General features: G+C 45.2%; 17 protein-coding genes. 9 read left to right on the forward strand and 8 right to left on the reverse strand.

What is annotated here, in order from left to right:
• Window position 1: 1 nt before the first annotated feature.
• The 6 genes from LEP1GSC047_RS14830 to LEP1GSC047_RS14855 all read left to right on the forward strand — a co-directional run bounded on the left by LEP1GSC047_RS14830 (window position 2) and on the right by LEP1GSC047_RS14855 (window position 6,999).
• A complete protein-coding gene (locus LEP1GSC047_RS14830) occupies window positions 2-1,387 on the forward strand; it encodes a hypothetical protein (protein ID WP_010409717.1) in 1,386 nt (461 codons plus the stop codon).
• Between the two features lie 80 nt (window positions 1,388-1,467).
• Window positions 1,468-2,967: an MBOAT family O-acyltransferase gene (locus LEP1GSC047_RS14835; protein ID WP_010409718.1), complete on the forward strand. Its 1,500-nt coding sequence runs from the start codon at window positions 1,468-1,470 to the stop codon at window positions 2,965-2,967.
• A 13-nt stretch (window positions 2,968-2,980) separates the two neighbouring features.
• Entirely contained in the window at window positions 2,981-4,147 is a 1,167-nt protein-coding gene (locus tag LEP1GSC047_RS14840; protein WP_010409720.1) for an SGNH/GDSL hydrolase family protein, read from the forward strand.
• Complete coding sequence (locus LEP1GSC047_RS14845) at window positions 4,144-5,544, forward strand: MBOAT family O-acyltransferase (RefSeq protein ID WP_010409723.1); 1,401 nt, start codon at window positions 4,144-4,146, stop codon at window positions 5,542-5,544. Before LEP1GSC047_RS14840 ends, LEP1GSC047_RS14845 begins: the two co-directional genes overlap by 4 nt.
• A 9-nt stretch (window positions 5,545-5,553) precedes the next feature.
• Window positions 5,554-6,648: a DUF1574 family protein gene (locus LEP1GSC047_RS14850; protein WP_010409726.1), complete on the forward strand. Its 1,095-nt coding sequence runs from the start codon at window positions 5,554-5,556 to the stop codon at window positions 6,646-6,648.
• 3 nt (window positions 6,649-6,651) lie between these two features.
• Window positions 6,652-6,999 (forward strand): nucleotide pyrophosphohydrolase, encoded by a 348-nt coding sequence (locus LEP1GSC047_RS14855; RefSeq protein WP_010409728.1) that lies wholly within the window; start codon window positions 6,652-6,654, stop codon window positions 6,997-6,999.
• Here LEP1GSC047_RS14855 and LEP1GSC047_RS14860 read toward each other — a convergent pair.
• Together LEP1GSC047_RS14860 and LEP1GSC047_RS14865 are read right to left on the reverse strand one after the other, a co-directional pair.
• Entirely contained in the window at window positions 6,992-7,390 is a 399-nt protein-coding gene (locus LEP1GSC047_RS14860; protein WP_010409731.1) for an ExbD/TolR family protein, read from the reverse strand. The genes LEP1GSC047_RS14855 and LEP1GSC047_RS14860 overlap by 8 nt on opposite strands.
• Window positions 7,387-7,872: a MotA/TolQ/ExbB proton channel family protein gene (locus LEP1GSC047_RS14865; protein WP_010409734.1), complete on the reverse strand. Its 486-nt coding sequence runs from the start codon at window positions 7,870-7,872 to the stop codon at window positions 7,387-7,389. The genes LEP1GSC047_RS14860 and LEP1GSC047_RS14865 overlap by 4 nt, the downstream gene beginning before the upstream one ends.
• A gap of 109 nt (window positions 7,873-7,981) precedes the next feature.
• On the opposite strand from LEP1GSC047_RS14865, the gene LEP1GSC047_RS14870 reads away from it, so the two are divergent.
• The 3 genes from LEP1GSC047_RS14870 (at window position 7,982) to LEP1GSC047_RS14880 (ending at window position 12,121) form a co-directional block, all read left to right on the forward strand.
• Window positions 7,982-8,716 carry a ubiquinone/menaquinone biosynthesis methyltransferase gene (locus LEP1GSC047_RS14870; protein WP_081654385.1) on the forward strand — a complete coding sequence of 245 codons (735 nt, stop codon included), beginning with the start codon at window positions 7,982-7,984 and terminating at the stop codon, window positions 8,714-8,716.
• Window positions 8,717-8,794: 78 nt separating this feature from the next.
• Complete coding sequence (locus LEP1GSC047_RS14875; protein WP_039935178.1) at window positions 8,795-10,684, forward strand: LruC domain-containing protein; 1,890 nt, start codon at window positions 8,795-8,797, stop codon at window positions 10,682-10,684.
• 54 nt (window positions 10,685-10,738) lie between these two features.
• Window positions 10,739-12,121, forward strand: coding sequence for a PrsW family glutamic-type intramembrane protease (locus LEP1GSC047_RS14880; RefSeq protein ID WP_010409743.1), 1,383 nt, complete (start codon window positions 10,739-10,741; stop codon window positions 12,119-12,121).
• Between the two features lie 24 nt (window positions 12,122-12,145).
• Here LEP1GSC047_RS14880 and LEP1GSC047_RS14885 read toward each other — a convergent pair whose 3' ends face one another.
• The 6 genes from LEP1GSC047_RS14885 to LEP1GSC047_RS14910 form a co-directional block, all read right to left on the reverse strand.
• On the reverse strand, window positions 12,146-14,131 hold the full coding sequence (locus LEP1GSC047_RS14885; protein WP_081654386.1) for a hypothetical protein: 1,986 nt from the start codon (window positions 14,129-14,131) through the stop codon (window positions 12,146-12,148).
• A 136-nt stretch (window positions 14,132-14,267) separates the two neighbouring features.
• Window positions 14,268-14,720 (reverse strand): TraR/DksA family transcriptional regulator, encoded by a 453-nt coding sequence (locus LEP1GSC047_RS14890; protein WP_010409747.1) that lies wholly within the window; start codon window positions 14,718-14,720, stop codon window positions 14,268-14,270.
• A gap of 11 nt (window positions 14,721-14,731) precedes the next feature.
• Window positions 14,732-14,884, reverse strand: coding sequence for a 50S ribosomal protein L33 (gene rpmG / locus LEP1GSC047_RS14895; protein WP_010409750.1), 153 nt, complete (start codon window positions 14,882-14,884; stop codon window positions 14,732-14,734).
• A gap of 121 nt (window positions 14,885-15,005) precedes the next feature.
• Complete coding sequence (locus LEP1GSC047_RS14900) at window positions 15,006-15,971, reverse strand: bile acid:sodium symporter family protein (RefSeq protein WP_010409753.1); 966 nt, start codon at window positions 15,969-15,971, stop codon at window positions 15,006-15,008.
• Between the two features lie 3 nt (window positions 15,972-15,974).
• Complete coding sequence (locus LEP1GSC047_RS14905; protein ID WP_020988928.1) at window positions 15,975-17,120, reverse strand: aminotransferase class V-fold PLP-dependent enzyme; 1,146 nt, start codon at window positions 17,118-17,120, stop codon at window positions 15,975-15,977.
• A gap of 92 nt (window positions 17,121-17,212) precedes the next feature.
• Complete coding sequence (locus tag LEP1GSC047_RS14910; RefSeq protein WP_010409758.1) at window positions 17,213-17,962, reverse strand: ferritin-like domain-containing protein; 750 nt, start codon at window positions 17,960-17,962, stop codon at window positions 17,213-17,215.
• Window positions 17,963-17,988: the final 26 nt, after the last annotated feature.

The following is a 17,988-nucleotide window of genomic DNA, read 5'->3' on the forward strand; positions in this document are numbered from 1 at the left end:
GATGAATCCGTTTACAAAGATCCTTTTCTATCCTTTCCTCCGGCTCAAGTCGCTTTCCGTTCGGGGATTGCCTTGGGAAGGATTTCTATTTTTAGGATGCCTGGCAGGCGCACTTTTTTTATTCGATCTTCGTTTTCTTTCCAGGCATTACGACTGGGACTCCATCGTTTATGCGCATAACATTAATACGGACAAAGCATGGAAAGTCTTCTTCAATCCCCATCATATCGGCTTTGAAAGTACCGGATATTTGTATCTGAAATTCTGGCGATGGATTCATGGTCCCGATTCGTTTATGTTCGGCCTTCGACTCAGAACGTTGTTCTTCGCTATTCTATTTATTTTCGTTCTCATGGCTACCTATTGGAGGTTGTACAAAGACTTCGTCGGAGCGGTATTATTAGGCTTGGGAGTCCATTGCACTCAGGGCTTTTGGTTCTACGCTCAACATAACGATACTCCTTTGATTCACTCCTGCCTTACTGCATGCCTGTATCTATTTTGCGTATGGAATGCGAAGCACGGATGGTCGACGGGGAAATTATTTTTTGCGTTCTTCCTGCAAGTATGGAACGTTTATTTTCATCAGTCGGACACCATCTTCTTAACTCTCGTACCCGCCTCCTTGTTGTTTGCCAAAGAATGGCAAGGGGCCGAATTTGAATTCTCCCGAAAAATGAAACTCATTCCGATCTATTTGATCGCAGTCGTTTTTACTTTGACACTTTCTTATTTATTCGTGGGTTTTATCATTCTGGAGAGGGATCTCACTTCACCGCCGACTAACGAAAAGAATTTTGCAAATTGGCTCTTTCTTTACGCGGCCCAAGAGAGATGGGGAGCAGCAAAAGGAGCCAAAGATTATGTTATGAATTTCTATCGAGGCATCGGGGACGCCTTTCTCAACTTCGAAGGAGTTAAGAACGGACTTAGAATCAAGATCGCGAATCCGACGGATTTAAAAGCCTTACCTTATAATTTGAATCTTGGCTTTTGGGTAGCCTGTATAGGACTGGCTCTAGCTAACTGCGTTCGACTTTGGCGAAACTTTAAGATCGAGATGACGTTGCTTGCTCTCTGGTTACTCCCGTCTTTGTTTTTTTATACTTGGTGGGAAGGATATTTTTTCGAGTTTTGGGTTTCCACCGTAATAGGACTCCTTATTTTTTCCGCATTAGTAATACGATCTTTCCTATTCGAACACTTGTATTTCGGAACGAGAGCAATCGGGCATATTTTGTTGCTCGCCTATCTTCTTTTGCTTCTATGTATAAATTTCACTTTTTCAACCTATCCTCGTTCGGAACGACCGACCGTTAGTTTTATCGAAGGAATCGAGGACAAGTACAAGGCGATAACACCGGAGCCCGTTTATGGAAAAGAATGAGAGCCTTCCGAACTTTAAAATAGGGTTGTGGGTTTCCCTTCCCGCAAAAAACTGCTCAGGAACCGAGGAAAGACGCACTCATGCTGTTTAATTCCGTCCACTTCATGATTTTTTTGCCGATCGTTTTGATCGTAGCGAAGATTTTGAAAGGAACCAATCGGAGAGTCTTCCTCCTATTGGCAAGTCTCTACTTTTATAACGCCTGGCACCCGGCCACAATCAAATGCGCCGATCTTCGTACCGGAAGTTGGATCGAATTTTGGATCGATAAGTCGTTTTGCGATTTCGGGATCAATTTATATATACTGATCTTAATCGTGTCGATGATCGTGGATTACTTTGCGGCTCTTTTGATGAGTCGGGAAGGAGTGAGCGATAAGTTTCGGAAAATCTGTTTAGTCGGTTCCTTAGTCACGAATCTCGGAATTCTAGGATACTTTAAATATACGAATTTTCTTTTGGAAGTATTCGCCGACATTCAAAATCTAGGGCCCACAAAGATAGATCCCCTAAAGATCATTTTACCCGTGGGAATTTCCTTCTACACGTTTCAATCTATGAGTTATACCATAGACGTTTTCCGGAAACAGTTGGAGGCCCGAAAGTCGTTCTTAGATTTTGCTCTTTACGTTTCTTTTTTCCCGCAACTAGTGGCGGGACCCATCGTGAGAGCTCATACTTTCTTCCGAGACTTGGATCATCCTCCTGTCGTTACTCGACAAGATATAGAAATCGCGTTTTGCCAAATACTGATGGGCTTCACTCGGAAAATCGTCTTTGCCGATAATCTCGGCAAAGTTACCGATTTTACGTTTAGGAATTATACGACCCTCAATCCGATAGAAATCTGGACCGGGACCTTGGCCTTCGGTTGGCAGATCTACTTCGACTTTGCAGGTTACACGGACATTGCAATCGGTGTCGCGAGATTATTCGGATATAAATTCGATCCAAACTTTAACTTCCCGATGGTTGCAAGAAACATTGCGGATCACTGGAGCAGATGGCATATTTCCTTCTCCACATGGATAAGAGACTATATTTACATTCCGCTGGGTGGGTCCCGCGCAGGAACCCTGATCACTTATAGAAACCTATTCATAACCTGGTTATTTGCGGGAGTTTGGCATGGAGCGGCTTATCATTATGTGGGATGGGGGCTTTGGCAAGGAGTGATGTTGGCCGTTCATCGCGAATACGGAGCGACCAAATTTGCCGCATGGATCAACGAAAAAGGCGGCAGAACATACGATATCTTCGTCCGTATTCTGACAATGTTCTTTCTCGCCTTCGGGTTCATTCTATTTAGAGCCGAAACGATGACCAAATCCTGGGATATGATGAAGTCCATCCTCTTCATCGTGCCGGGAGGAATTCAATCGGTTCAGTCTTACGTAAATTTCGAATACGGGTTACTATTGGCGGTCTGTTATACGATGGCTTACTATTTTTCTAAAAATACGATCGAATCCATCGTCGAGAATCGCAGAAAATTCATCCTGTTCTTCTTAGCAAACGCGTTTTTACTTTTGATATTCGGTGTTACCGAAAGTAAGAACTTTCTGTATTTCGATTTCTGAGGTTATCGGGAAAATGAATCCATATTTAAGCCTAATTCGAGACAGAAAGTTTTGGATACCCGTTCTGATCCTTGTCTGTTTCGACCTCTGTCTCCAAGCGGGCGTTTATAGACCGTATTTAAAGAAAGGTTCTTTTGCCGCGAATGTAGTAAGAAACACCGAATACGTCCTGGAAAAGAAAGCCGTTTTCGATCCCACCGTCGTTCTTTTGGGGACTTCCGTAGCGCACCAAGGCCTTTCTCTTAGAATCTTGAACGAAACGCTGGAACCTTACGGCGAGAGAATGCAATCCTTTGCGATGGAAGGAACGGAATTAGTCGTGCAAGACGCGATCGTCCATAAACTTCTCCCGCAGTTCAAGAACGTGCATACCGTAATTCATGTGTTGGAAGTTTCCACACCGTGGTTGGATTTGCAAAATTTGGAAATCCACACTCTCTCGATGTTAAGCGAACTAGAAAGAAGCGTGGCCTTTAAGAAAATCTACGAATTCGATTACAGAGTAAATTACGATGACCTGGCCTTTCTTACCTTCAAAAGCATCGCGTATCGACGCGATATGCGCGATTTCTTTTTAGATCCGTCAAAACGGCTAAAGGATATCGGAAGAAGAAGAAAGGAAGCTAAGATCGACCCATGGCCCTATGAAAATCCTAACCTTGCTCGAATCAGCATGTACCCGGAAGCTAGAGACGTGGAATCCTGTTTAAGAGCCACCGATCCTAGCAACGGACAACCGATTCCGCAAGGCTCGGATCATTTTCACAAAAAGGCGGTTTGGGATACTTGCATATTGGCCAGAAAAACCCCCACAGTCGTAGGATCGGACGCAGCTGTTGCTAAATTTTTTAGCCGATTAAAAATTCTGCACGATGATATTCGTAGAATCGGAAAACAAAACGGTAAGGATATTCGGATCATTGCGGTCCTCGCCCCCTATAGCGATATAGTGCGGGCATGGAGAACTCCGGAAAGAAATCGGATCTGGAAAGAGGAATTGGAAAAAATCAAATCGGGGACGATTTTATTGGATTATCAGTCCAGTTTGGATGGCGGTAATAACGGCGATTATTATTATGATTTAATCCATTTAAATAAATTAGGGATGATTAAATTTTCGGAAGCGATCGTGAAGGACCTCCCTTCGGCGTTAGGTCATACGGGAAAACAAAGTAAATGATTTTTACATCCACCCTTTTCTTCTTATTTTTTCTGATCGTCTACATCGTCTACTGGACTTGGAATTCCAGAAAATTTCGGGAATGGGTTCTTTTAATCGCCTCTCTCGTCTTTTACGCCTCTTGGAATCCTCCATTTCTACTTCATCTGCTCGGGATCGTTTTTCTCAATTATCTATTTCTAGGACCCATCATCCGGACCAAGAGCAAGGTTTTACTTAGAACCATACTCGTTATCGATCTTTTGAATTTAGCGATCTTTAAATACTTTTATTTCGTGACGGATAATCTTTTTTACGTAACGAAATGGTCCTTGTTCGATACGTCTTCCATGCCTTTTCGGATCATTCTCCCTCTGGCGATCAGTTTTTATACGTTTCAAATCATGGCGTACATAATCGATGCATATAAGGGAAAAGTGGAAGAAGGAACGAGTCTGTTTCATTTTACGTTATTTTTACTTTTCTTCCCGCAATTGGTAGCAGGACCGATCATGCGGGCCCGCGATTTTTTTCCACGCTTGGAACATTTAAGAATTCATAAAACATCGATTTATACGGGACTCTTTCTGATAGGACTAGGGGCCTGCAAGAAATTATTAATCGCCGACAATATAGGTGCTTTGATCGACCCCGTATTCGCTAGACCGAAAGAATATGGAGGACTTTCCCTCTTTTTAGCTCTAAACGGGTTCACTTGGCAGGTATATTCCGACTTCTCGGGTTATACGGATGTGGCTCGAGGATGCGCTTTATTATTCGGATTCAATATCCCGCGAAACTTTCATTCCCCTTTCTTCAGCCGAAATGTCCACGAACTATGGAGACGTTGGCATATCACGTTGGGAACATGGTTACGCGATTACGTGTATTTTGCACTGGGGGGAAACCGGCTCTCCGAACTTCGCACCAATCTAAACCAAACGATTACATTCGCTTTGGGAGGACTTTGGCATGGAGCCAATTGGACTTACATCGCGTGGGGAGTTTCGCACGGATTCTTTTTAACGACCGAACGGTTTATGGAGCGGCATGGAATTCGGATTCTTCCGGCTCAGGGAAAATTTTTTCAAGGAATTCGGATGATCTGGACGTACTTGCTTTTCGTTTTCGCCGTCGCTTTCTTTAGAGCATTTACGATCACGGATTCTTTATATTTTCTGAAGAACGGATTTTTCGGATTTAAACCCGAGAGTAAAACCGCCTTCCTATCTTTCGATTTAATCATACCGTTTCTTCTAGGCGGCCTCCTATTCCATGCCCTGGAAGAACCGAAACGATATCCGATGTGGTTTCATAGGAATCGAGGAAAACTTCTCGTTGCTTTCCTTCTAATCGGCGCTCTTTTCCTCGGAAATTACGCCGGCAAGGGCCAAGAGTTTATTTACTTCGCATTTTAGGATAGATTTATGCCAACCGCCAAGAACGCTAAATTCCCTCTTTTCTATAGGAAGATTCTTTGGATTCCGCTCGGAATCGCGGCCTTGGCTTTCTTCTGGGACAAACTTTTATCTTCCGAATGGGTTCGACCTTATACGGAATCGGGAGCAGAATATTATTTTTACGAGATGAAGGGTCGTATTTTAGATACGATGAAGAAGGAAACCGATTCCAAATCTCCGGATCAAAAGGTTATGACTTTTTTCGGAACCTCGCATATGGGAGAAATTTCACTTTCCGAGATTCATAAAGAAAATCCGAACCTGATCGTTTATAACCTCTCGGCTCCTTCCGCGCCGTATTCGTTTCATACGTATACATTGGAAAGATTATTGGATCAAAAAATCCCGTTGGATTTCGCGATTTTAGAATATTATCCGGATTCGGCTACCGACTTTGCCAACCGATATGCGTTACGATATTCCTATGATTCGATGTATTTCTTGGAACATTGGAATGTGTTCTCTACGACCGATTGGGACACTTTTTTGAGAGCGAGGGTATTTCGAACTTCCGTATTCCCGCCTAGATTTAAGGAAGCAGCCTCAAGACTCAAGCATCCCGAAGAGCTTACCTATTTAATGGCGATTCGAAGCAAATTGACGGACGAGTCGGATCGATTTAAAGGTGGAATTCCCAATACTCTTCTGGCAAACACTCCCGAAGATAAATTGGATTCGGAAGCGGAACGAATCCATAGAGATACGTACCGAAATTATAAACGCTCGGAAACTCAGGTCACTTTTCTTCGAGAATTCTTAAAAAAGGCCTCTCAAAATGGAATAACCGTGGTTCTCTGGTCGCCTCTACTCTATTCCAAATTTACGGAAAAAGTAAAACAATCCCCTTTTTATCCCGATTGGATTCGCCTGAGAGAACAATTAGTACTCGAATATCCGAAAACGTTGGTTCTGGATCTAGAAGAGTATAGAGGCCGGGTAAAATGTCAAAAATTTATAGACCCGCATCATTTAAGCGGAGGCTGTTTCGCGGAACCTACTAAGATTCTCATTTCCTACTTGGAAGCGAAGACCGTGCCTCATAAGAAGAATTCAGGAAAATAAATCATGACGTTCGACGAAGCGCAAAAATCCGTAGATGATTGGATTCGAAATTTCGGAGTACGATATTTTTCCGAGTTAACAAACCTTGCCATCCTAATGGAGGAAGTCGGAGAATTCTCAAGACTAGTCGCGCGTAAATACGGAGACCAGTCCTTTAAAAAAGGAGAAGATCCGGACGCTCTCCCGAAGGAATTAGGAGATATTCTCTTTGTATTAATTTGTCTCGCGAATCAAATGGGAATTTCCATGGAGGACGCCTTTCGCGCCACTTTGGAGAAAAACACCGATCGCGATAAGGATCGGCATAAGAACAATCCGAAGTTAGGGACGTCGGATTCCTCGTCTACTTAGATCCTTTAACGGCGAGTTCCAGTGAATCGATTCCCGATCGTCTAACTATATCTAAAATTTTTACGACTTCGCCGTAATCGGCGGTTTCATCCGCAAAGAAACGAATTTCCTTACCTTTTAAATTTCCGGATCCCAGTTCTTTTTCCAAACCGCTTCTATCCAAATTGGCTCCGTTCCAGAGGAAGGTTCCGTCGGGCAATAGCGCGATTTCGATTCGCTCGCCCTTGGGATCCTCGCCCATTCCGACCTGCGGAAGATCCAAAGGAATCGAACGGATTTCCTTTCGGAAGCTTACCGCTAACATTACGAAAACAAGAAGGATGAATACTACATCGATAAAACTGGTGAGATCGATCGCCCCTTCTTCCTCCCGCAGAATTGACTTTCTCATTTTGTTTCGCCGGGGGGAATTTTAGTCCAGGAGAGCGCATCTCTTTCCAAATCCAGTAAGCGATGCTTTAAATATTGATAGCCTAATAATGACGGAATCGCGACCGTCAATCCGAGAATCGTGGTGACGAGAGCCAATCGAATTCCACCGGCAAACGCATCCAGACTCACCGTCCCCGCTGCCTGCAACGCTGAAAAAGCTTCGGATATTCCGAGCACCGTTCCTAAGAGTCCGAGCATAGTCGCAATGCCCGCGAGGTGGCGAATCCAAGAAAGCTTGGTTTCAAGCGGAAAAAGCGCCGCGGATACTCGCTCCTCCCAGACTCCGGCGTCCGTTCCGGAAACAAACCCTTCGAGCAAATCCATCCTGCGTTTGGGTAAGGTCGTCAAAACATGAACGAATGTTCCTAAATTCCAGATTGAAAGAATTCCGATCGCAATAGAAACCCAGTCCCAACCGTTTCCTAAAATACCGTTATTCATGTCCTCGATTCCTTTTTCACAAAGTAGAGATCCCGACCTTTCCTGTCGACTGCAAGACCCGATCTGAATCGCTCTTGCCAAAGCGGATTTAAAAAAAAAGCTAAGGGAAATGACTAGTTTCCAAATGCCGACCGCCGAATCCAAAGCGCTGTTCGTGAAGCAGAATTTCGACACTATCTCGGCCAGATATGATCGCTTCAACGATTGGAATAGTTTTTTCCTGCATCGCCTTTGGAAGAATCGACTCGTAAAGGAAATCGAAGAGCGGGCCGGGCAGAAGATTCTCGCGTTAGACTTATGCTGCGGAACCGGGGACATCTCCGTCAGACTAGAAAGGTCTCCGCAAGTCGACAAAGTACTCTGCGTAGACTTTTCGGAAGGAATGCTGGATATTGCAAGGCATCGATTAGCGGATCCGATCCGGAAAGGCCGGGTCCAAGTTCAGGTCGGAGACGCGACAAACCTTTCCTCGATTCAGTCTTCTAGTCTAGATGCGGTGAGCGTAGGGTTCGGCCTGCGAAACGTGGACAATCTAGATAAAGCGATCTCGGAAATCTATAGAGTCTTAAAACCCGGAGGAATTTTTGCAAACCTGGATGTCGGAAAGGTTCAATATCCATTGGTCCGATGGTTGGCAAATTTCTATTTCTTTCGAATCGTTCCAATTCTTGGCCACCTCCTTTGGGGAGGAAAAAACGAAATGTTCAATTATTTACCGGTTTCTTCCTTAACCTATCCTGATCAGAATTCCCTGAAAGAACTATTGCAAAAACGGGGATTTACGGACGTTCGGTATAAAAACTTCGTTTTCGGAAATGCGGTTTTGCATACCGGCAAAAAATAATACTCCCTTTGTCGTATTCATTACGTACCCGCCGTCTTCTCTTAGACTAGAGTTTAAATGCGGGAGTTTCAAACCGTCATGAAAAAAATCGTTCTACTGGCCCTATTGGCTGGACTGATTCTAAATTGCAATAACGGCAAAAAAAAAGGCCTTTTGCTTCCATTCCTTTCCCTTCTAAACACCCAAAATGGTGCTGCTACTGGTGCAACCGGTAGCGCTGGAATTGCCGGTAATTCCGGAAGTACCGGAGTAGTATTTACCCCCGGTGACGGTTTCGGAAATCCTGTTAGCCAGCCTGGAAGCGGTTCAAGTCCGACCTCTTCTGCAGGGACAACAGGAAGCAGTTCGAGTTCGACTCCTTCAACTTCGTCCGGAACCGGCGCGACAAATTCGGGAAACCCGAGCGGGGGCTCCTCCTCCGATGGGTCCGGAAGTACGCCTCCTTCCAGCCAATCTTCTTCGAATGGAAACGGATCTTCTAGTTCTAATACCGGTACTTCCGATAATTCTTCCTCAAACGGGAACTCAGGCAATCATTCGTCGAACGGAGGCTCCGAGAACAATTCAGGTTCCGCTAATAATCATTCGAATAATCCTTCGTCGGATGACAGGTCCGGAAATAACGGAGGCTCAACCAATACTTCCGGTTCGGGGAATTCCGGCGGAGATAAAGGGTCCGGAACTCCGACCGTGGCAGTCGTAGTCGTAGACGATCCGAAAGGAAGTTCACATTTCAATTTTAATACGACTCAAACGATTCCTCTTAACTTAACGGTCGTGGATAAGGAAACGAAGCCTGTCAGCGGGGCTACGGTTCTTGTCTATGACGAGACGAGTAATCTTCTTTTCCAAGGGATTTCCGATTCTTCCGGTAAGGTAAGCGGATCGTTAACCGTTCCGACGTCCGTAGGAAGTATTACGATCGATATTTCCATAGGAGGAGAGTCCATTTCGCAGTACGTCAATCTGGAGCAACGTTTAGGAATTACCAGAACGATTCGTTATGCGATTACTCTGCCTTCCCATAAGGTCGCAGATTCCGACGGAGACGGGGTCCCGGACAACACGGATATTTATCCGGATGATCGGTCTCGTTCCACGGAACTTTTATATCCTGCCGAGGGAGTTTATACGCTTGCGTTCGAAGATCTTTATCCTTCTCCCGGTGATGCCGATTTGAACGACTATGTCGTGCAATTCAGAAACGAAGAGGACTTGGATGCGACGGGTAAAATCGTGCGGCTTCGTGGAAAATACCAACATGTCGCGAGAGGAGCCGGGTACACGCACAAACTTTTACTCAAGCTACCCGTTAACGTAGGCGCAACCGTTACGTATAAACGAACTGACGGGAACGAGAATAATAAGCTAGCTCATACAACCGCGACCCTTACGGCCGCACAATTAAATCAGGGATACGAGCTTTTGCCGGACTCGGGCAAGACTCTGCACGGTCAAAACGCAAATCCGGGAGAAGTCTTCAAGCAAGGTCATGTGGCCACCATCGAGATCATCTTCGACAGTCCCGTCACGAGAGCTCAGTTGGGTGCGTTCCCGTACGATTTATTCGCGCATGTAGTCAACTCGAAGCAGGATATTCATTTTCCTGGACTTTATAAAAATGCAGACGGATCGGACCGGTATATGGACTCTACGGGATTTCCCTGGGCAATCCTTGTACCGGGAGCCTGGAAATATCCGTATGAAAAGCAGGATATACGTAAGGCCTCACAAACAGGTTACGGAGACTTCTCCCGTTGGGTAGAGTCAAAAGGAACTAACTACAAGGCTTGGTATAATCATATCACGAACGAAAGTAAGGTCTTCCCCGTTCCGGATTCCCCGAACTTTTTAGGTTACCTATTTTTGTCGGTGAAGAAATTCGCCGCATTCTACGCGATCGCCCTCTTAGGAATCGGAGGAATCGGACTGTATATCTTGAGAAGGAAACAATCCATCGTTATCTAAGAAATACCGTCTCGGATTTACCTAAAGGAGGCATTGTCCGATACTAGTTGGACAATGCCTTTTTTTATGGGTCGAACGGAAATCTGGTTGGAGTTAACAAAGCCGATCGCCGCTTTATTGGCCGCCTGGTTTTACTGGGGCTTCTATAAAAAGACATACTACTCGGGGCAAGGAAGTCTTGCAACGGTTACGGCCATTTTCTCTGGAATGGTCGCAACGGGAATTTCTCTTGTCTGGGAAGTGCAAGTTTTCGATTTCTTTCCCGAACTTTCCCAATTTTCCCGGGCGATATTTACCGGAGCCCTCCCGGAAGAAAGTTCCAAGGCTCTTATTGCACTTTGGTATTTTCGACGAGTAGGCAAAACCTTAAGTCTTGCGGACGGACTTTACTTCGGACTAACCGTAGGAACGTCTTTCGGTTGCATCGAAAACATTTTTTATTCTTTTCAATTGGAATTCTGGCCGAGCCTCCTGCGAGCCGGAACTTCCTTGCCCTTACACGCCTTTTCGGGCGGAATCTTAGGTTTCTTTTTGCTTAGAAATTATCAAATCCGAAAAGCCGCCTTTTCCAGTTTCGAAACCTGGCTGGCCTTCCTAGGAGTCATCTTACTCCACGGGATTTACAATGGATTGGTCGCAGACGGGGAACACGGGATTCTATTCGTTCCGGTTCTATTAGGATTATCTTTTATAGTCTTGGAATTTCTGGTCGTGCAAGCGCAGGTAACGTTTCCGTTCGAGATGATGCAGACCGAGAATTTATTTTTGGACGATTACTCTATGATCCAAAAATACAGCCGGTATGATTCATGGTTACGTAAGACTCAAACAGGAGAGTCGATTACCGAAATCCCTCTATTTCGATCCTTGTCGGCCGGGAGAACATTAATCGCCATCCTACTGTTCGGGATCCCTATATTCTGTTTAAATTTTTATCTTTTTTCGCCCCAACTCATTCCGTACTACCTGATAAGCATCGACTTCCAACAATTTATCGCGCTCTTTATGGAATACCCGACCTGGCTCGGGATTTTGTTTCTTTTACGGGGCTTTTTAAATCCTTCCTTCTTTCAGGAGCGAATCTTAAAAGTGCCGTTATTCCTATCCGTCACTTTGGGAACTCATGAAGAAGAGGAGCCTACTCTTGCCTATTCCCTTTCTATCAGAGGTTTTTATTCTCCGGTTACCCGAGAGCCGATTTTAGGGAAAGTGACTGAAGCGTCTTTTTATATCGCCGGAAAAAGCTTTGTCGGAATCAAAGCAATGCCGGTTTGGAAGAACTTCCGACAGGAAGATCCGAATCACGAAAGCGGAGCATTATATCGTTTCCCGAATATTCCTTGGACTCTAATCGGTTGGCGCTGGACCGTTCGAATTCGGCAGCAAATCAGAAATTCGTTCGATATTTTATACGGAATCAAGTTCCGGCGCAATTAGACTTAGATTCGGAAACAACTCCGGTTATCGGATTCGATTCAACCCGTCAAAGTCATCGGTGGAAATAAAGAACTCGGTTGGCCCGAATTCCATCCAGGAAACTCTTAGAACTTTTGCCGTTAAAAATTTTGCTCCTGCCGGAACGGCCAGAGCCACCGTATTTGATACGGAGCCAAGAGGGGTGCTTCTAGACTGCAGTTCCACGCCCTTTTCATCCGAAAAAATCCATTTAATATAGACGGGCCTTCCCGGTTTAGGGTCTTGCCCTAAACCGACTCTCAGATTTACGGAATTCTTATCGCCTAGTACCCATGCCGTTCCTGAACGGAATACATTGACTCTTAGTCCGTTTTTAATCGTATTCTTTTCTCTTGCGGAAAGCTGGAAGGTCTTACGCTCCTCGTAACGGAACTCCGGTCCCTGCGAGTGACTCGAAAGCCTGATCAGGGTTTTCATTGCGATTGCAAGACCGAACACCAAACACACTAAATTAAAGGCGGGAACGATCCACCATTTTGGAAGCGTCCTTGTAGAAGGTCCGGACGAGCCTAGAATCCAAAATAAAAGAAAGCCTAAACTTCCTGCGCCGCCGATCCAGGGTTGGTAAAAGAAAACGGGAAAAAGCAATAAAATTAAGGTCCAATAGGCTCCTCGCAAATACGCCTCAAATCCGATCCATGTGGCAAAGAGAAGAAAAAATAGAATTCCGCCGTCACTTATTAATAATACCAAAGAGCTGAGGGCAAAGTCCTGCTGACCCTGCGGAGGGAATGATCCTTTGGGACCTAATTCTATCCAGCGAAGTGCAAAGTTTCCGAAGCCTTGCCCGAAAACGGGGGCCTCCTTCCACCAATTCCAAGCGGATAAAGTCTGAATCCAACCGTCTTTCCAGTACAATTCCAGAATTTTGGAAAATCCTTTTCCTTTCTGCCAGGCTGCAGCTATGTCTTCCCTGAATACTTGCCAAGCAGTCGGGGACCAATCAAATCCTCCTGCAAGATACATCCCCGCAAATAAGAGAACGGTTCCCATAAACACCAGGGGGATGAAAGAATATTTTAAGATAGGATTTCTAAATCCTTTTTGGTAGGAGAGAATCGCGACCGTCATTCCTTCCAAAAGTAAGAGTACCCAAAACCCGCTTCCTTGGAATCTTCCCGCTAAAAAAAGAGGAAGCAAAATCGAGATACTTAAAACAGCTCTAGAGATAATCCGCCAGTTTCTACTATGAACATGGTATAAAAAGAAACCCGCGAGGATCGGCATACCAACCCCGAAGGACGCCGCATCCGGAAAGAATCCCGAGACACCGAATGTTTCCGCATTGCCCGAGCTGAACGGAAAAACGGTTTCCTTGAAAAGTCCTTGGAGGGCTCCTAAAATCAAATTCCCCGTAAAGCCTACGAGAATTCCCGTTCTCCATTGTTTTACAGGCGGGTCCGTATCATGAGAACTAGTCTCCTCGGCAAGAAAGTAAATGAGAGCCGAGAACCAGACCCCTAACGAGTCCAGAGTCAATCCGAACGCATACTTAGACGAGATCCCTGCAGAATATTCCGTATCCTGCAAAATTCCGTCAGTCAGTGGAGAAATACCAAAGTACGTGAATAGTCTTTCTACGAGCAAAAAAGCGAAAAGTGCAAAAAGTCCCGCTTTTGGATTCTTTGTGAACTCGAGAGAATTCTTATAGGGTCGGTTGATATAAAAATATCTGAGTACAGGATCCTCTTCGTTAACCGAATGCCCGTAAAACGTGGACACATACTGTCTTAAAAAAACACCTAAAGTCGCGCCGGTAAATAATGCCGATAGATAAAGATATCCAGCCTCCGTGGCCAAAAGCAATCCCGGAGAAAGAAACGCAAAAGAGGCAGTAAAGATCCGACCCGATTTGCGGTGGTGTAAATTCGGTAATAGCCCGGCAAGGAACTGAATGCATGCGATCCCAAAACTTGTATCCGGATTGCGGACCAATAAGGACCAGCGCAGCAAAACATAAGACAGGGTCACACTTAAGATAAGTGTTAAGAAAGTGGGGGTTCTAAGCGGCCTCAATCGGGCAAAAATGCTTGGCACGAATTGGAAATGGTCCTGATAAGTAAGTAGATTTCAATCTAAAAATAGGAAAAGAAGAGAAAGGCGAGACTCAATCGTCTAAAGAATCCAAGTCGGTAGGGATTTTATACGTGCCAGTCAACGTAGCCGACAAAGGGCTCTTCTTACCGGAAGCGCGGTGCTTCGATACGGCCTCTGCGTACTCTACGGTGTATCTAGTCCATGGAATCGCTTTTAAGCGAGCGAGAGGGATTTTTTTACCGGTCCCTTCGCAAATACCGTAGGTTCCATCCTCGATTTTTTCCAAGGCTGCATCGATTTCACGAATCGTATCGATTTCGGATTCGGTTAGAACGGAGCTGAGCATCTCTTCGTTGATTTCGGAGGCAATATCGGCGATATCCCCCATCTCTTTTAGGCCGGAAGGTTTACTATTATCCTCCCACTTGGCATACTTCTCTAGTAGAGAGTTTTTTCTCTCTACTAGCAACTCCTGCAGTTCGGTCAGGATTTTCTTATCGTATGCGAGTTTTTTTGCGACCATTGGTTTTTCGGTTATACCTTAGATTCCTTATGTTCGACGTGTGCTCTGCAAAATTTGCAAAACTTTTTTGTAACAAGTTTCTCGGATTTCGCCTTTTTATTTTTCGTCTGGAAGTAAGCGTCCTTCTTACATACCTGACAGGAAAGCTTGATGATCTCTCTCATGGCGGATTTCTCTTTGCGAAAATTAACCCAAAACCTAAAAAAGGAATTTTCGAGCCAAAAATGACTCTCCCTCGTAGATTTCAAGGCTGCATAAGCAATAAAAAAAAAGTCGGCTGAAAAATCAAGGAAGATCGTTCGGAAACTTCGAAATTTCCTCTTTTCCAACCGGCGGAACCTTTCTCCAAATTGCCGCCAACACGCTTCCGATCAAAGAATGAATAAAACTGGATAAGGCGGCCGGAATGGCAACAAGAGGATCCGCAAAATTATTTTTAGAAAGCACGACTCCCAGCCCGCTATTCTGCATTCCGACCTCGATGGAAACCGTGCGAGAAACGAGTAAAGATCCGGTCGTGAATTTCGCGAACCAGTATCCGAAAAAGTAACCCGCGGAATGTAAGAGGAAAACGGCGGAGAGTAGAAGCATCCCCGATTTCACGACTGCCGATTTTCCGGATCCTAGAATGGAAGAAACAATGAGCGAAATCAAAAGCACCGCTACGAATGGAGAAATCACTTTAATTCGATCGGCAAACCTGGGAGTGTATCGATTCAAAAGAATCCCTAACGTTACAGGTAAGATTACGACTTCAAAGGTGTTCAAAAATAGTCCGTACGGATTCGCTCCCACCCGATTTCCAACCAAGAGTAGCGTTAACGTGGGAGTAAGGACGACCGAGAGCAAGGTGGAAACGGCGGTCATAGTCACCGAGAGCGCCACATCCCCTCTCGCCAAAAATGAGATCACGTTGGAGGCCACTCCACCCGGACAACAGGCAACTACGATCAGCCCCGTTGCCAGAGGAGAAGGAAGTCCTAATAAAATTCCGATCCCCCAACCTGCCAAAGGCATAATCGTATATTGACCGAGAACGCCTATCAAAACGGCCTTCGGAGCCTGGAAGACTCGCTTAAAATCCTCCGGGACCAACGTGATCCCCATTCCGAGCATCGTTACTCCTAAACTGTAGGTAATCCAAGGACCGTCGAACCAAATGATCCAAGCAGGATAAATCCAACTTATGGAAACTCCTGCAATGACCCAGACAGGAAATAGAAGAGAGATCCGCTCAAAAAACTTTGCCAACGCTCACCTTGCCAAGAGATCGACTACATGATCCAGTTGTTCTTTCGCGATATAAATATGCGGGGAAAATCGAACCCTCCCGAGACGCAAGGCGCACATGACACCATTTTTTTTCAAATGATTGACCGTGTCTTCCATGGCTATGCCCGGCTTTTCGGCCACAACAATTCCGGTTTTAAAATCCGGAAAATGGTCCGAGCAAAGCGTCCAGCCTGCCTCCCGTAACCGGTCCGATAAATAATCGGCCAACTCGTAGATTCGAGCCATCGAGGAGTGAAAGCCGATTTCATTCAGCATCTCCAAGGTGGACTGAAAATAGACCCAGTCTATAAAATTCACCGTTGAAATCTCATACCGATCGGTACCCTTCAATTCTTCGCGATACGGAAGATATACTTCGTCGTTAATCACTGACCCGGTACCTTTGAACGGGAAGTGAAGGGATTCCAATTTCTCTTTGGCTACGTACATAACCCCTAAACCCAGAGGTCCAAGAAGCCATTTCCAAGCAGGAAAAGCCATATAGGAAATTTTCATTTCTCTTGGGCGAATCGGTAATAAACCCACACCTTGCGCTCCGTCCAAAGCGAATTCGATTCCTTTTTCCGCCAGAAGAGTTCCGATTTCTTCTAAAGGAAAAGGCATTCCAGTGCACCAATGAACCGCGGAAAGACTCACCAATCTCGTTTCCGGAGTTAATGAATCTTTTAAGTTTTCTAAAAATCCTTCGGGAGTTTCCGACATCGGAACAAAGGCGAGCTCTACCCCTTTTTCCTTCCAGTGTTCCCAAGGATAAATGTTGGAAGGATACTCATTCTCAAGAAGTAAAATTTGGTCCCCAGGTTGCAATTGTACTCCCAAGGAAATAAAATTCATCCCCTCGTTGGTATTATGAATTAAGCTGAGTTCTCCCTGGTCGCAACCTAGCAATTCGGCGAGAATCTTCCGAATCGCCCGTTTTACGCTCGCATAACGTCTCACTTCCGTGAGACCTCCCTGAGACGCATATCCTTGAAGATACTCGTTGACCCAACGGATCGTTTCGGTATTACAAGGAGTAGTACCGCAATTATTTAACCAGATCATTTCCCGATTTACCGGATATAAGGCTTGGATCCTTACCCAATCCGGAGTGGCGTTTGTTTTCATCCTTCGTCCAAATTGAAACTTCGGTACGGAAGACAAAACCCTTTTTTAACGGAGCGGCTCGGAAAGAGAGCGCTCCGCTTTACTCGGAATCTCTAGCGTTTTTTCTTGGCAGCCACTTTCTTTTTCGGAGCGGCTTTCTTAGCGGCGATCTTTTTCTTTGCCGGCTCGATTTTCTTTTTGGCGGCGGCTTTTTTGGGAATTGGGACCGCTTTCTTAGCTACTTTTTTAGGGGAGGCTTTTTTGGGTTTGGCAACCTTAGAATTTTTAATCCCTTTTACGGGAGCGTCCACCGCTTTCGCGACTTCTTCGGCCTGTTCGTCCCAAAAGTAAGCGCCTCGGCTCGAATGCGTTTGATCCAAGGCATTGAGTTCCGCTTCCAAAAGGGACTGATAATTTTGGCTATATTCCATAAGTTTGCTAAACAAGAGCTTAATATTCGGGTCCGTGAACTTGGTCGTTAGCTTTTCATAAAATGCCACCGAGTTCTCCGCCTCTCGAATTGCAAGCTCTAAAGCTTCGTGTGCATCCTTGGAGCCGGAACCGGTTATCGTCCGTTCCACTTTATTCATCAATTTCTGAATCGTTGTTTGGTGAAATTTATGGATCGCGGTAAGTTGTTTTAGATTAGGCAGCTCGGCGCCTTCCGCGACTTCGTAAATTTCAGTAATGAATTTGATATGATCATCGACTTCCTCCGCAAGGCGTTCAAATAGCTCTCGCGTACGACCCGGCGGAAGTTTTTCGTACGTATCCATATAGAACTCGAAGTAGTCCTTCTCGTGTTGGATCACTGCTGCAATGGCCTCGAGGAAAGTTGTTTCTTTAAGAGGTTTGATACTCATATGTTAACTCCGGTCGCGTCAATTCT

It is taken from the genome of Leptospira inadai serovar Lyme str. 10 (assembly GCF_000243675.2).
GTDB lineage: Bacteria > Spirochaetota > Leptospiria > Leptospirales > Leptospiraceae > Leptospira_B > Leptospira_B inadai.